Source organism: Nocardioides sp., assembly GCF_030149505.1.
Lineage (GTDB): Bacteria > Actinomycetota > Actinomycetes > Propionibacteriales > Nocardioidaceae > Nocardioides.
This window is the reverse complement of record NZ_JASBRN010000039.1, coordinates 1-14,347: the sequence shown is the minus strand read 5'-3', so window position 1 is coordinate 14,347 and position 14,347 is coordinate 1. Positions and strand designations below refer to the sequence as shown.

Annotated in this window: 13 protein-coding genes and 1 pseudogene; 9 read left to right on the top strand and 5 right to left on the bottom strand. The window is 72.0% G+C overall.

What is annotated here, in order from left to right:
* Nucleotides 1-20: 20 nt before the first annotated feature.
* Nucleotides 21-1,067 carry a 3-deoxy-7-phosphoheptulonate synthase gene (aroF, locus tag Q1V71_RS07265; protein WP_300642338.1) on the top strand — a complete coding sequence of 349 codons (1,047 nt, stop codon included), beginning with the start codon at nt 21-23 and terminating at the stop codon, nt 1,065-1,067.
* Nucleotides 1,068-1,088: 21 nt separating this feature from the next.
* Here the strand turns inward: aroF and Q1V71_RS07260 are convergent, their stop codons facing one another.
* From Q1V71_RS07260 to Q1V71_RS07245, 4 genes are all read right to left on the bottom strand, one after another.
* Nucleotides 1,089-2,081: a low specificity L-threonine aldolase gene (locus Q1V71_RS07260; RefSeq protein WP_300642335.1), complete on the bottom strand. Its 993-nt coding sequence runs from the start codon at nt 2,079-2,081 to the stop codon at nt 1,089-1,091.
* A 34-nt stretch (nt 2,082-2,115) separates the two neighbouring features.
* Nucleotides 2,116-3,468 carry a class II 3-deoxy-7-phosphoheptulonate synthase gene (locus tag Q1V71_RS07255; RefSeq protein WP_300642332.1) on the bottom strand — a complete coding sequence of 451 codons (1,353 nt, stop codon included), beginning with the start codon at nt 3,466-3,468 and terminating at the stop codon, nt 2,116-2,118.
* A gap of 81 nt (nt 3,469-3,549) precedes the next feature.
* The gene (locus tag Q1V71_RS07250; protein ID WP_300642329.1) at nt 3,550-5,019 is read right to left on the bottom strand and encodes an APC family permease; all 1,470 of its coding nucleotides are present in this window, start codon (nt 5,017-5,019) and stop codon (nt 3,550-3,552) included.
* A gap of 173 nt (nt 5,020-5,192) precedes the next feature.
* Entirely contained in the window at nt 5,193-6,005 is an 813-nt protein-coding gene (locus Q1V71_RS07245) for a metalloregulator ArsR/SmtB family transcription factor (protein WP_300642326.1), read from the bottom strand.
* Nucleotides 6,006-6,094: 89 nt separating this feature from the next.
* Here Q1V71_RS07245 and Q1V71_RS07240 point away from each other — a divergent pair, with 89 nt between their 5' ends.
* The 4 genes from Q1V71_RS07240 (at nt 6,095) to Q1V71_RS07225 (ending at nt 9,668) form a co-directional block, all read left to right on the top strand.
* Complete coding sequence (locus Q1V71_RS07240; protein ID WP_300642432.1) at nt 6,095-7,477, top strand: NAD(P)-binding protein; 1,383 nt, start codon at nt 6,095-6,097, stop codon at nt 7,475-7,477.
* A 219-nt stretch (nt 7,478-7,696) separates the two neighbouring features.
* Nucleotides 7,697-8,083, top strand: coding sequence for a metalloregulator ArsR/SmtB family transcription factor (locus Q1V71_RS07235; RefSeq protein ID WP_300642324.1), 387 nt, complete (start codon nt 7,697-7,699; stop codon nt 8,081-8,083).
* Nucleotides 8,080-9,207 carry an ACR3 family arsenite efflux transporter gene (gene arsB, locus Q1V71_RS07230; protein ID WP_300642321.1) on the top strand — a complete coding sequence of 376 codons (1,128 nt, stop codon included), beginning with the start codon at nt 8,080-8,082 and terminating at the stop codon, nt 9,205-9,207. Before Q1V71_RS07235 ends, arsB begins: the two co-directional genes overlap by 4 nt.
* Nucleotides 9,204-9,668 (top strand): heat-shock protein HtpX, encoded by a 465-nt coding sequence (locus Q1V71_RS07225; RefSeq protein WP_300642318.1) that lies wholly within the window; start codon nt 9,204-9,206, stop codon nt 9,666-9,668. Before arsB ends, Q1V71_RS07225 begins: the two co-directional genes overlap by 4 nt.
* Before the next feature lie 75 nt (nt 9,669-9,743).
* Here the strand turns inward: Q1V71_RS07225 and Q1V71_RS07220 are convergent, their stop codons facing one another.
* Complete coding sequence (locus Q1V71_RS07220; protein WP_300642315.1) at nt 9,744-10,772, bottom strand: 6-phosphofructokinase; 1,029 nt, start codon at nt 10,770-10,772, stop codon at nt 9,744-9,746.
* Nucleotides 10,773-10,844: 72 nt separating this feature from the next.
* On the opposite strand from Q1V71_RS07220, the gene Q1V71_RS07215 reads away from it, so the two are divergent.
* The 4 genes and pseudogenes from Q1V71_RS07215 to Q1V71_RS07200 form a co-directional block, all read left to right on the top strand.
* Nucleotides 10,845-11,690, top strand: a complete 846-nt coding sequence (locus Q1V71_RS07215; RefSeq protein ID WP_300642313.1) for a DUF1028 domain-containing protein — start codon at nt 10,845-10,847, stop codon at nt 11,688-11,690.
* Nucleotides 11,687-13,159, top strand: coding sequence for a glycerol kinase GlpK (gene glpK, locus Q1V71_RS07210; RefSeq protein WP_300642310.1), 1,473 nt, complete (start codon nt 11,687-11,689; stop codon nt 13,157-13,159). The genes Q1V71_RS07215 and glpK overlap by 4 nt, the downstream gene beginning before the upstream one ends.
* Nucleotides 13,160-13,209: 50 nt before the next feature.
* Nucleotides 13,210-13,461, top strand: a complete 252-nt coding sequence (locus Q1V71_RS07205; RefSeq protein WP_300642307.1) for a hypothetical protein — start codon at nt 13,210-13,212, stop codon at nt 13,459-13,461.
* Nucleotides 13,462-13,795: 334 nt separating this feature from the next.
* A pseudogene (locus tag Q1V71_RS07200) lies at nt 13,796-14,347 on the top strand (hypothetical protein); the annotation flags it as partial.

Sequence of the window (14,347 nt, the reverse complement as noted above, 5' to 3'; positions counted from 1 at the left end):
GCGGCGCTAGCGTGCGCCGCATGGTCGTCGTGATGTCCCCCGACGCCACCGACGAGGACGTGGCGGCCGTCGTGGCCCGCGTCGAGGCGGTGGGCGGCGAGGCCAACGTCAGCAAGGGCGTGACTCGCACGATCATCGGCCTGGTCGGCGACATCGAGTCCTTCCACCACCTCAACCTGCGCACCCTGCGCGGCGTCGCGGACGTGCACCGCATCTCCGACCCCTACAAGCTGGTCAGCCGCCAGCACCACCCCGACCGGTCCACGGTGTGGGTCGGCACCGGTCGCCAGGTGCCGATCGGCCCCGACACGTTCACGCTCATCGCCGGCCCGTGCGCCGTGGAGACCCCGAGCCAGACGCTCGACGCCGCCCAGATGGCCGTGGCCGCGGGCGCCACGCTGCTGCGCGGGGGTGCGTTCAAGCCGCGCACCTCGCCGTACGCCTTCCAGGGCCTGGGGGTGCGAGGCCTGGAGATCCTCGCCGACGTGCGGGAGGCGACCGGGCTGCCGGTGGTGACCGAGGTCGTGGACAGCCGCGACGTGGCGGTCGTGGCCGAGCACGCCGACATGCTCCAGGTCGGCACCCGCAACATGGCCAACTTCGGGCTGCTCGAGGCGGTCGGCGCCGCCGGCAAGCCGGTGCTGCTCAAGCGCGGGATGACCGCGACCATCGAGGAGTGGCTGATGGCTGCGGAGTACATCGCACGCCGCGGCAACCTCGACGTCGTCCTGTGCGAGCGCGGCATCCGCACCTTCGAGCCCTCGACCCGCAACACCCTCGACATCTCCGCGATCCCCGTGGTGCAGGCGACCAGCCACCTCCCGGTGATCGTCGACCCCTCGCACGCCGCCGGCCGCAAGGACCTCGTCGTGCCGCTGGCGCGTGCGGCCATGGGCGTCGGCGCCGACGGGGTCATCGTCGACGTCCACCCCGACCCCGAGTCGGCACTGTGCGACGGCCCGCAGGCGCTGCTGGGCAGCGAGCTGCGCGAGCTCGCCTCCGCCGTACGCCGGCTGCCGGCCGCGCTCGGTCGGGTCGACGCCTCGGAACGGGCCCGCGAGGGCTGAGCCGCCAGCGACCAGCGGCCCCTAGAGCCCGGCCAGCACCGACGCGGCCTTCTCGGCGTCCGCACGCGACACGTCCAGGTGCGTGACGAAGCGGACCGTGCGCGGCCCGACCGCCGAGACCAGGACGCCCGCCTCGCGGGCGCGGGCGACGTAGCCGGGGGCGTCGTCGTGGTCGAGCACCACGATGTTGGTGTGCACGCCTGCGGGATCCACGCCGACGGCCTCGGCCAGCAGCCGGGCGCGGTCGTGGTCGTCGGCGAGCCGCTCGACGTGCTGGTCCAGCGCGTGCAGGCCGGCCGCGGCCAGGATGCCGACCTGGCGCATCCCGCCACCGAGCCGCTTGCGCCGCACCCGCGCCTCGGTCATCGCCTCCGCCGAGCCCACCACGAGAGAGCCGACGGGGGCACCGAGCCCCTTGGACAGGCAGACGGCCAGCGAGTCGGCGACCGCGCCGTAGGCCGCCAGCGGGGTGCCGGTGGCCACGTGGGCGTTCCACAGCCGCGCACCGTCGACGTGGACGGCGACCCCGGCCTCGTCGGCGAGCCCGCGCAGGGCCTGCAGGTCCTCGATGCCGACGACGGCGCCGCCCGCGAAGTTGTGGGTGTTCTCCACCGCGATGGCGGCGGTCCGCACGAAGAAGGGGCCCATGTCGGGTGCCACGAGCGAGCGCACGACGTCGAGGTCGAAGCCGCCGGTCGGGTGGATCCAGGTGCGCATCGTGACGCCGCTGACCGCGCCGTGCGCCCCCAGCTCGGCCCGGGCGATGTGCGCCGAGGCTTCGCAGAGGACCTCCTGCCCGGGGACGACCAGGAGGCCGACCGCCAGCACGTTGGCCAGCGAGCCGGTCGGGGTGAAGAGCGCGTCCTCGTGGCCGAACAGCCCTGCGACCCGCTCCTCGAGCGCCCGGACCGTCGGGTCCTCGCCGTACACGTCGTCGCCGACCTCGGCGCGCGCCATCGCGGCGCGCATCGCCTCGGTCGGCTTCGTCAGGGTGTCGGAGCGGAGGTCGATCACCGAGCCAACCTAACGGCCCGCGACCACCGACCGGTCAGGCCGTGCCTGCGCGCAACATCTCCGCGACGTGGAAGGCGAGCTCGAGCGACTGGACCCGGTTGAGGCGCGGGTCGACGACCGACTCGTAGCGGTGCGCCAGGCCGTGCTCGTCGAGCTCCTCGCCGCCGCCGATGCACTCGGTGACGTCGTCACCGGTCATCTCGACCAGGATGCCGCCGGGCCAGGTGCCCAGGGCGTGGTGGACGTCGAAGAAGCCCTGGACCTCGCCGACGACGTCGTCGAAGCGGCGGGTCTTGTAGCCGGTGGAGGAGGTGAAGGTGTTGCCGTGCATCGGGTCGCAGACCCAGGCGACCTGCACGCCCTCGGCGGTGACCTTCTCGACCAGGCCGGGCAGGCCGTCACGGACCTTGTCGGCCCCGAAGCGGGTGATGAAGGTCAGGCGACCGGGGGTGTTCTCGGGGTTGAGGCGGGCAGCCAGCGCGAGCGCGTCGTCAGCGGTCGCGGTGGGCCCGAGCTTGACCCCGATGGGGTTGGAGATGTGGCGGAAGTACTCCACGTGGGCGCCGTCGAGCTGGCGGGTGCGCTCGCCGATCCACACGAAGTGGCCCGAGACGTTGTAGGGCTTGTCAGTGCGCGAGTCGATGCGCGTCATCGCGTGCTCGTACTCCATGAGCAGCGCCTCGTGGCTGCTGTGGAAGTCGACGCGGCGCAGCTCCTCGGGGTCGGCCCCGATCGCCTTCATGAACGACAGCGCCTTGTCGATCTCGCCGGCGAGCTGCTCGTAGCGCTGGCCCGCGGGCGAGCTCTTCACGAAGTCGGTGTTCCAGGTGTGGACCTGGCGCAGGTCGGCGTACCCACCGGTGACGAAGGCGCGCACGAGGTTCAGCGTCGCGGCCGAGGCGTTGTAGACGTCCAGCAGCCGCTGCGGGTCGGGGATGCGCGACTCGGGGGTGAAGTCGAAGCCGTTGACGGCGTCGCCGCGGTACGCCGGGAGCGTGACCTCCTGGCCGTCGACCACGCGGGTCTCCAGGTCCGAGGAGCGGGGCTTGGCGTACTGCCCCGCGAGCCGGCCGAGCTTCACGACCGGCACGGAGCCGGCGTACGTGAGCACGACGGCCATCTGCAGCAGCACGCGCAGCTTGTTGCGCACGTTGTCGGCGGTGACGTCGGCGAAGGTCTCGGCGCAGTCGCCGCCCTGGAGCAGGAACGCCTCGCCGCGGGTGACCGCGGCCAGCTTGTCGGTGAGGTCGTCGCACTCGCCGGCGAAGACCAGCGGCGGCATCGTGCGCAGGCGGGCCACGGCGTCGTCGAGGGCCCCGCGGTCGGGGTACGTCGGCTGCTGGAGGGCGCCGATCGCGTGCAGTTCCTCGAGGCTGGGGATGCTCACTCCTCCAGGGTACGTCCGCTCCCCCGCCTGCTCCGAGTCGGCGAGCAGGCGTGGACCCGGCGCCGGAGCCCGCGGCAGTGGCTACTGCTCCAGGTGGTCGATGTCGCGGAAGCCCGTGCGCTTGGCGCGCACGCCCCGGTTGGTCAGCCAGGTGAGCCCCCACAGGACGACGCCGATCGCGAGCAGGACGCCGGCGATGCGGTACTGGATGTGGTCCTCGGCGGCCCGCGCCCACGGGCCGACCAGGAAGGCCGCCGAGACCGCGCCCAGCCACGGCGTCCACGCCGGCGCCCGGAAGACCTCCCGCTCCGGGGCCTCGCCCGGCCGGCGGTCGCGCCGTCGCAGCACCAGGCAGGCGACGTTGACGACGGTGAAGACGGCGAGCAGGAGGAGACCGGTGGTCCCGGCCAGGGCCGTGACCACGTCGCTCTCCGAGCGGAGCCGCACGAAGGTGATCAGGCCCAGGGCCATCGCGGTCGTGAAGGCGATCGCGGCCCACGGCGTACGACGGCCGGGCAGCACCGCCGCGAGCGAGCGGGGCAGCACGTCCTGCTTGGCCATGCCGTAGACCAGGCGACTCGCCATGAGCATGTTGATGAGCGCGGTGTTGCCGACAGCGCAGATCGTCAGGAACGGGAAGACGTCGTCGATCGGCAGGCCCGGGGCGCCCACGCGGACGACGTCGAGCAGGATGCCCGCGTCGGGGTTGACGGGGTCCAGGATGTCTCCGGGCGGGATCACCACGACGACGGCCAGCGCGACCAGGACGTAGATGCCGGCGCAGATCCCGAGGCCGGTCAGGAGCATCCTCGGGAACGTCCGCGAGGGCTCCTGCACCTCCTCGACCATGTTGACCGAGTCCTCGAAGCCGACCATGGCGAAGAAGGCCACGGTCGTGGCGATGGTGACGGCGATGAACGCCGACTTCTCCCCCGGGGTCTCGAAGACGACGATCCGACCGGGGTCGCCGTCGCCGCTCACTGCCGCCCAGGCCCCGATGAGGATGATGATCGCCAGCGCCACCATGACCACGCTGGTCAGCACGACGTTGAGCTTCACGCTCTCGCCCACTCCGCGCAGGTTCACCGCTGCCAGGACCAGCATGAAGACCAGGGCCACGGCGAGGGTGGCGCCGGCGCCGGTCGGCACCCCGCCGACCAGGTTGTCCACGCCGAGCAGCAGGTTGCTGGCGACCAGCCCCGACGACGTCGACGCGCTGGTGATGCCCGAGCAGACGACCGCGAAGGCCACGATGAAGGTCACGAAGTGCAGGCCGAAGGCCTTGTGCACGAAGAGCGCCGCGCCGGCGGCCTGCGGGTGGCGGGTGACCAGCTCGAGGTAGCTCAGGGCGGTCAGGCCGGCCACGGCGAAGGCGATCAGGAAGGGCAGCCAGGCGACTCCACCGACCTCGGCCGCCACGTCCCCGGTGATGGCGAAGACCCCGGCGCCGATGATGTCGCCGATCACGAAGAACAGCAGGAGCTTGGGGCTGATGACCCGGCGCAGCTCGCCGCTGCCGGTCTCCGACGAGGTCGCGGTGTCGCTGCTCATGGGTGCTCCTGGGATCCGGGCCGGACCGTGCGGCCCGGGTCGCGGCCGGCGACGCCGACCAACGGCGCATCCTGTCCCCGAGTCGGCGGCGGAAAACCACCCCGTCGGCCGAGGTCAGGATGGTCGCGATTCCTCGCCCGCCGGCGCCCGAGCAGCACGACGTACCCGCTGGATCAGTTGATCTCGCTGCGGCGCTCCAGCAGGACCGTGTCGCGCCAGACGCCCTCGAGCTTGGCGATGCGCGTGCGCACGGCGAGGGTGCGGTACCCGGCGGACTGGTGCAGGGCGATGCTGGCGCGGTTCTCGGGGAACATCGAGGTCTGCAACGTCCACAGCCCGGCATGGTCGGCCCCCATGACCTGGGCGTACAGCAGCGTCTTGCCGACGCCCCGACCCCGTGCGGCGGCCGCGACGTAGACCGAGCTCTCCCCGACGCCGGCGTAGCAGTCACGGGCCGAGGCCGGGGCGATGGCGCTCCATCCGACGACTCGGCCGTCCAGCTCCGCGACCCAGGCCAGGTCGGGCAGCCAGCGGCCGCGCAGCTGCCGGGCGGTGGGCAGGGTGGTCTCGAACGTGGCGTTGCGGGTCGCGAGACCCTCCTCGTAGATGGCCAGGACGGTCGGCATGTCGGAGTCGGTCACCGGGCGTGTGGTGACGTCGTCCGGGAGGTCGTCCGGGCAGCAGGGCGGCGGTGCGAGCGTGCCCATGATGACGTCAGCAGCGTGCGGGAGTCCGGTGCAGCAGGCGGCGTTGGCGGAGACCATGCTCGCGGTGCCGACCTTGTCGACTACCACGAAGCCGACCTTCCTGAGGAGCTCCACGTGGTGTGAACAGGTGGACTGGCTCACCCCGAGCGCTGCGGCGAGGTCGCCGATGCGCATCGCGCCGGCCGGTGACGTGGAGACGGTGTGGAGCAACCGCACTCGCGTGGGGTCCGCCAGCACAGCGAACCACTCGGCGTAGCTCTCAGCGTCGGCTCTGCTCAACCCGGCTGCCTCGCGTCTCTCACCGGCGGCGAGCAGCGGCAGCGAGGGCCGGCCCCGCGGAGACCCGGTCGGCCTGGCCGCGGCGGGTCATCATCGGCGCTGGCCCCATCGGGCTGGCCGCGGCCGCCAACGCCGCCGAGCGCGGGATGGACTTCGTCGTCCTCGAGGCCGGGCCTCGCGCGGCCGCAGCTGTCGGCGAGTGGTCTCACGTTCGCCTGTTCTCTTCGTGGTCCGAGCTCCTCGACCCAGCCGCACGTCGCCTGCTGGACGCGTCCGAGACCTGGACGGCTCCCGACGACACCGCTTACCCGACCGGGGGCGAGTGGCGCGACGGTTATCTGCAGCCGCTCGCCGACCTGCTGGCCGGCGCCACCGGCGGACAGGTCCGTTACGACTCGCGGGTCGTCGGGGTCGGTCGGGCCGGCCGGGACCTGATGGTCGACTCCGGACGCGAGAGCGACCCGTTCGCCGTCCACATCGAGACGTCCCAGGGGCGTGAGCGGCTCCTGGCCAGCGCAGTCGTGGACGCTTCCGGCACCTGGACGCGCCCGAACCCGCTCGGCGCCGACGGCTACCCCGCCCTCGGCGAGACCGAGAACGCCGACCGCATCACCTACGGCATCCCCGACTTCGCCGACCAGAGCATCGCCGCACGGTACGCCGGCAAGCACGTCGCCGTCGCCGGCAAGGGAGCCTCCGCCCAGGGCGTCCTCGTCGGCCTCGCCACGCTCTCTGCCACCGACGCCGGGGCTGGCACCCGGGTCTCGTGGCTGCTGCGCCGCCCATCTGTGGGCGACGCCTTCGGCGGCGGCGACAACGACCAGCTCGAGCAGCGGGGCAAGCTAGGCCAGGACGCCGAGGCCGCAGCCACCAGCGGCATCGTCACCACCCTCACCCAGTTCCGCACCGCCGCGGTGGCCGCCCAGGCGGACGGCCGCCTCGGTGTCACTTCGCTCGACGGGCAGAGCCTGTCCGACGTCGACGAGGTGATCGTCGTCACCGGCTTTCGACCAGACTTCGGCTTCCTCTCCGAGGTCCGCCTCGACCTCGACCCCGCCCTCGGGGCCGCACGGGTGCTCGCCGACCAGATCCACCCCGACCACCACAGCTGCGGGGACGTGGCTCCGCACGGGCACCGCGAGCTCACCCAGCCCGAGCAAGGTCTCTTCCTGGTCGGGATGAAGTCCTACGGCCGTGCGCCGTCCTTCCTGGCCATGACCGGCTACGAGCAGGTCCGCTCGGTCGTCGCGGCTCTCGACGGCGATCTGGAGGCCGCCGACCGGGTCGACCTCGTCCTGCCTGACACCGGGGTCTGCAACGGCGCCGGCGCGTTCGACGATCCCGACGCGCTCGCCGAGCTGGGCGCAGCAATTGGCGACAGCTGCTGCGGAGGCGCCGCTGCTGAGCCGCAACTCATCACCCTCGGCGCCAATACCGGAGCCGCCGGCACCGCAAGCGGCTCCTGCGGGTGACCCACCCGCACCCGCGCCGGCGCCGCCCCCCAAGCTCGCAAAGGCGACACCGGGCATGAGCCACCACGGCACATGGCCACGACCACATCGGTACCGCAGACGACCTCGACGGTCAGCGGTTGGGGGACCAGCTCGGACGCGAGCGTGGCAATTGGACGACCGTCCTGTGTGGCGCATCGTATCGACATATGTCAACATTCACGTATGTCGAAGTCTTTGATGAGTGACTGCGCACCGCCCACGGCCGACGGGTTGGCGTGCTGCGTCCCCTTGGCCCGCGAGCCCATCAGCGCCGAGCAGGCGGCCGGCGTGGTCGCGATGCTCAAGGCAATCGCTGACCCTGCCCGACTCAGGCTGCTCTCGCTGGTGCTGTCCCACGAGGGCGGTGAAGCATGCGTGTGTGACCTGCTGCCGCACTTCGACCTGTCCCAGCCGACCATCAGCCACCACCTCAAGGTCCTCCACGAGGCGGGGCTGCTCAACCGCGAGAAGCGCGGCACCTGGGTCTACTACATCGCTCGACCTGAGGCCATGACGGCTCTCGGTGCCCTGTTCGCCACCGGCAGCACCACGACCACTCGCGAACTGACGGGAGCCTCGGCATGAGCGATGCCGTCCGCGAGACGGCTGCGGCCGGCGCCGACGAGCCAGTGCTCCAGCGACTCTCGACCTTGGACCGGTTCCTCCCGGTCTGGATCGGGGTGGCCATGGTCGCCGGGCTGCTGCTGGGCCGGCTCGTCGACGGTCTCGACGACGCCCTCGCCGCCGTCGAGATCGGCTCGGTCTCACTGCCCATCGCCATCGGCCTGCTGGTGATGATGTACCCGGTCCTCGCAAAGGTCCGCTACGACGAGCTCGGCCACGTCACCAGCGACCGTCGGCTCCTCGCGACCTCGATCGCCCTGAACTGGGTCCTCGGCCCGGCTCTGATGTTCGCGCTGGCCTGGCTGTTGCTGCCCGACCTGCCCGAGTACCGCACCGGGCTCATCATCGTCGGACTCGCCCGGTGCATCGCGATGGTGCTGATCTGGAACGACCTCGCCTGCGGCGACCGGGAGGCAGCCGCGATCCTGGTTGCCGTCAACTCGATCTTCCAGATCCTGGCCTTCGCCGTCCTCGGCTACTTCTACCTGCAGGTCCTGCCCGGCTGGCTTGGACTCGAACAGACCGACCTCGACGTCTCCATGTGGAGCATCGCGAAGTCCGTGCTCGTCTTCCTCGGCATCCCGCTCGTCGCCGGGTTCCTCACCCGCACGCTGGGGGAACGCACCAAGGGCCGCGAGTGGTACGAGGCCACCCTCTTGCCCCGCATCGGACCCTGGGCGCTCTACGGGCTGCTGTTCACCATCGTCCTGCTCTTCGCGCTTCAAGGCGACACCATCACCAACCAGCCCCTGGACGTCGTCCGCATCGCCGTACCGCTGCTGGTCTACTTCGCCCTCATGTGGGGTGGCTCGATGCTGCTGACCAAGGCGCTGGGGTTCGACTACCAACGCGCGACCGCCGTCTCCTTCACTGCTGCCGGCAACAACTTCGAGCTCGCCATCGCCGTGGCCATCGGTGTCTTCGGAGTCGCCTCCGGCCAAGCCCTCGCCGGCGTGGTCGGCCCCCTCATCGAGGTCCCCGTCCTCGTGGGCCTCGTCTACGTCAGCCTCTGGGCCCGCAAGTTCTACCCCGACCGGGACACCGACCCCGCCGCCACCCACGAGACTCCAGGAGCGCGCCGATGACCACTGACACTCCCACCACGCACGGGGCCGACGTGCCCCAGGTGGTGTTCGCCTGCATCCGCAACGGCGGCCGCTCCGTCATCAGCCGCGTCCTGACGGAGCACTACGCGGGCGGCCGAGTCCGCGCACTCTCTGCCGGCACCCAGCCCGGCGAGAACATCCACGCCGAGGTCGCCGACGTGCTCGAGAAGCTCGGCCTCGACACGTCCGGTGAGCAGCCGAAGCTGTTGACCCACGAGACCATCGCGACCAGCACCATGGCCATCACGCTCGGATGCGGCGAGGAGTGCCCGTACGTTCCCGGCGTGAAATACGTCGATTGGCCGGTCTCCGACCCGGGCGGGCAGGACGAGGCCACCGTGCGGACCATCATCGCCGACATCGACGGACGGGTCCGCGACCTCCTCGTCGGACTCGTGCCCGACATCGAGCTCCCGCCGTCGGTTCTCGAGCGAGCCTGACGAGAGGAGCGGCCTCGCTGGACGGAGCGGTCGCGAAGCACTGCACCGGCGGGCGCTCAGCGCAGATCAGCCGGGTCAGCCGAAGAAGACCTCGGCCTCGGCGTACTCCTCGGGGCTGACGACCTTGAGCTCACCGGTGCCCTCGGCGAGCGGGACCCGCTCGATCCGGGTGCCGCGCAGCGCCATCATCGTGCCGAAGTCGCCCTCGGCGACGGCGTCGGCGGCCTGGAGGCCGAAGCGGGTCGCGAGCCAGCGGTCGAAGGCCGTCGGCGTGCCGCCGCGCTGGACGTGGCCGAGCACGACGGCGCGGGCCTCCTTGCCGGTGCGGTGCTCGATCTCCGAGGCGAGCCGGTCTCCGATGCCGCCGAGGCGGACGTGGCCGAAGTCGTCCTTCTCGCCCGAGACCAGGGTCATGTCCCCGCCCTCCCTGGGCACCGCGCCCTCGGAGACGACGATGATCGGGGCGTACTCGGACTCGAAGCGAGCCTCCACGTGACGGCACACCGCCTCGATGTCGAACGGCTGCTCGGGGATGAGCACGGCGCTGGCGCCGCCGGCGATGCCGGCGTGCAGGGCGATCCAGCCGGCGTGTCGCCCCATCACCTCGACGACGAGCACGCGGTGGTGGGACTCGGCGGTCGTGTGCAGCCGGTCGATGGCGTCGGTGGCGATGTTGACCGCGGTGTCGAACCCGAAGGTGAAGTCGGTGCCGGAGAGGTCGTTGTCGATCGTCTTCGGCACGCCGACGACCTTGACGCCGAGGTCCGCGAGCTTGGTGGCCACGCCGAGGGTGTCCTCGCCGCCGATGGCGATGAGCGCGTCCACGCCGTCGCGGGCGAGGTTGTCGGTGATCTGCTGGACGCCGTCCTCGAGCTTGAACGGGTTCGTGCGCGAGGAGCCCAGGATGGTGCCGCCGCGCGGCAGGATGCCGCGGCACTGCTCGATGCCCAGCGGCATCGTGAGGCCCTCGAGCGGCCCCTTCCAGCCGTCGCGGTACCCCAGGAACTCGAACCCGTGCTGCCTCACGCCCTTGCGGACGACGGCGCGGATGACGGCGTTGAGGCCGGGGCAGTCCCCGCCTCCGGTCAGGACTCCCACTCGCATGCACCGACCCTAGCGACACATGACCCGGGTCACACCCCACCCCGGGTGGCCGGATGTCCTAGGGTCCCGCGCATGACCTTCTCGATCGTGGCCAGGTCCGGACACCCCGACCCCGAGGAAGCCGAGTGGGGGGTGGCGGTCGCGTCGAAGTTCCTGGCGGTCGGCAGCGCCGTACCTGCTGCGGTCGCGCAGGTCGGGGCGATCGCCACGCAGGCCGACGCCAACGTCGCCTACAAGGGCCTGGCGCTGGCGCACCTCGACGAGGGCGCGAACGCCTCGATCGCCCTGCAACGGCTGCTCGAGGAGGACCCCGGCCGCGACCACCGGCAGGTGGGCATCGTCGACGTCGAGGGCGGGGCCGCCACCCACACCGGCAGCGCCTGCCTGGAGTGGGCCGGCGGCGTGACCGGCGAGGGCTACGCGATCCAGGGCAACATCCTCACCGGCGAGGACGTCGTGCTCGCCATGGAGGCGGCGTTCCTGGCCACCGACGACTCGATGCCCCTGGCCCACCGGCTGCTCGCGGCGCTGGCGGCCGGCGACGAGGCGGGTGGCGACAGCCGGGGCCGCCAGTCGGCGGCTTTGCTGGTGGTGCGCGAGGGGGCGGGGTACGCCGGCGGTGACGACATCGCCTGCGACCTGCGCGTCGACGACCACGCCGCGCCGGTGCAGGAGCTGGCGCGGCTGCTCGACCTCAACGACCTCTACCTCACCGCCTCCACCGAGGAGGAGAAGGTGCCGGTGACGCCTGAGCTGCGCGAGGAGCTCGAGGCGATGGCCCGTGCGGGCGGCCACCGCGACCTGCACGCCTGGGTCGGCACCGAGAACTACGAGATGCGCGTGGCCGACGACCTGTCGTGGATCGACCGACGGGTGCTCGCCATCGCCCGGGGCGAGGACGGCGGGTCCGCGTCGTGAGCGTCCTGGCGATCGACGCCGGCACGACGGGGGTCACCGCGGTCGTCGTCTCGCCGCAGGGCGACATCGTGGCCAAGGGCTACCAGGAGTTCGCCCAGCACTTCCCCAGGCCGGGCTGGGTCGAGCACGCGCCGGAGGAGATCTGGCAGGCGACGCTCGAGGCCACGAGGGCGGCGCTGGAGCGGTTCGACGTCTCGCAGCTGCGGGCGATCGGCATCACCAACCAGCGCGAGACCGTGCTGCTCTGGGACCGCGAGACGCTCGGCTCGCCACGTCGCGCGATCGTCTGGCAGGACCGGCGCACCGCCGACATCTGCACCCGGCTTCGCGACGAGGGCCACGAGGGCCGGGTCCGCGAGCTCACCGGGCTTCGCCTGGACCCCTATTTCTCCGGCACCAAGCTGCGCTGGCTGGCCGAGGAGGAGCCGCGCACCTGGGCCCTGGTCGAGGAGGGCAGGTACGCCGTCGGCACGGTCGACTCCTACCTCATCGCCCGGATGACCCGCGGGTTGCACCACGTCACCGACGTCTCCAACGCCAGCCGCACGCTGCTCTTCGACCTCGCCGCCGGCGACTGGTCCGAGGAGCTGTGCGGGATCTTCGGCGTACCCCGCGACGCCTTGCCGGACCTCGTGCCCTCCTGGGGCGAGGTCGCGCTCTCGGACCCGAGGTCCTTCCTCGACCTCGAGCTCCCGATCGCGGGCATCGCCGGCGACCAGCAGTCGGCGCTCTTCGGGCAGACCTGCTTCGACGAGGGCGACGCCAAGTGCACCTACGGCACCGGGTCCTTCATCCTCACCAACACCGGCTCGGAGCTGGTGCGCTCGGACGCGGGCCTGCTCACCACCGCCGCCTGGCGCTCTCCCTCCGGCGAGCTGACCTACGCCCTCGAGGGCGCCATCTTCGTGACCGGCGCGGCCGTGCAGTGGCTGCGCGACGGCCTGCAGATCGTGGGGTCCGCCGCCGAGACCGAGGCGATCGCGGCGACCGTCTCGTCCACGGACGGCGTGGTCTTCGTGCCTGCGCTCACCGGTCTCGGCGCCCCGCACTGGGACCCCGACGCCCGAGGCACCATCCTCGGCATCACCCGCGGCACCACCCGCTCCCACCTCGTCCGCGCGACGCTCGAGGCGATCACCTTCGAGGTCCGCGACGTCCTCGAGACGATGCCGGCACGGACGTCGTTGGCCGTCGACGGCGGTGCCTGCGCCAACGACCTGCTGTGCCAGCTGCAGGCCGACCAGCTCGGGCTCACCGTCGAGCGACCGCGCCTGACCGAGACCACTGCGCTCGGCGCGGCCTTCCTCGCCGGCCTCGGCGTCGGCGTCTGGGGCTCGACCGACGAGCTGCGCGAGACCTGGCAGCTGGACCGCTCCTTCACCCCCTCGCCCGACCGCGCCACTGCTGACGCGGCCCACCGGCGCTGGACCGAGGCGGTCGAGCGGTCGAAGGGCTGGGCGCTGCTCTGAGCGGGCCCGACCGACCGGAGATCGTCTGCCTCTGCGGGTCCGCGCGGTTCATGGCGGAGATGCGTGCGGCGGAGCGCGACCTCACCCTGGCCGGCGTCATCGTCCTCGCTCCCTGCGAGGCCGACGTCGCACCGACGCCGGAGCAGAAGGCCGTCCTCGACGAGCTGCACCTGCGCAAGATCGACCTGGCCGACCGCGTCCTCGTCGTGAACCCCGGCGGCTACGTGGGCGCGTCGACGGCGCGGGAGATCGCCTACGCGCGGGCGGCGGGCACGGTCGTCGACTTCACCGACGGCGGGTGAATCCCCGACGGGCCGCCACAGAGGCACGAGCACGAGATCTGCGAGCCGCCGAGCGCCGCGCGGCATTGCCGGATGCTCGTCAAGAGGCGTCCCTCAGTCCTCAGGACCGCCTCGCCGAGCGCTTGGCCAGCCGGGCGGGCGCCGTCCTCTGGAAAACCTCCGTCTGCCTGCTGGCGACGGGCTGGGCGATGACCGCCTCACACTGATCTCGGCACGAGCGCGCCTCGGCGCGGCAGATCCGGTAGTCCAACGAGATCACCGCGTGCCCACAGTGCGGTTCGGGCGGGCCGAAGATGACCTTGTCTTCGAACTGGTGTTCGACTATGATGGCGACATGTCGCCAGCCTCCGAGCCCGCCCCGGAGTCGACGGCGCCTGAGGTCGGCGGCCTGACCGAGACCCAGGTGTTGGACCGGGTCGGCGAGTGCGCGAGCACCTGGCAGCGGATGGGCGCCGAGCTGCTGGCGCTGGCCTACGAATGGGCCGTGGCGCACCCCGCGGAGCGCCTCGACCCCGCCGAGTCGGGCAAGCCCGGGCGGGAGAAGGCCAAGCTCTACGGCGGGGAGGGGACCCCCGAGGTCACCGAGTTCGCCGCCGCCGAGTTCGGCGCCCGGATGGGCCGCGGCACCCACGCCGGACGCCGCTACATCTCCGCCGCACTCGACCTCACGCTCCGACTCCCGAACCTGTGGTCACGGGTCCAGGCACTCGAGGTCCGCGACACCTACGCCATCCACGTCGCCGAGGCCACCCGCAACCTGAGTGCCGCCGAAGCAGCCTGGGTCGACGGCGAGGTCGCCGAGTCCGCCGACGGCCGCATCCCCTGGACCCGCTTCCAGACCCTCGTGGCCGGCAAGGTCACCGCCGCCGCACCCCACCTCGCCCGC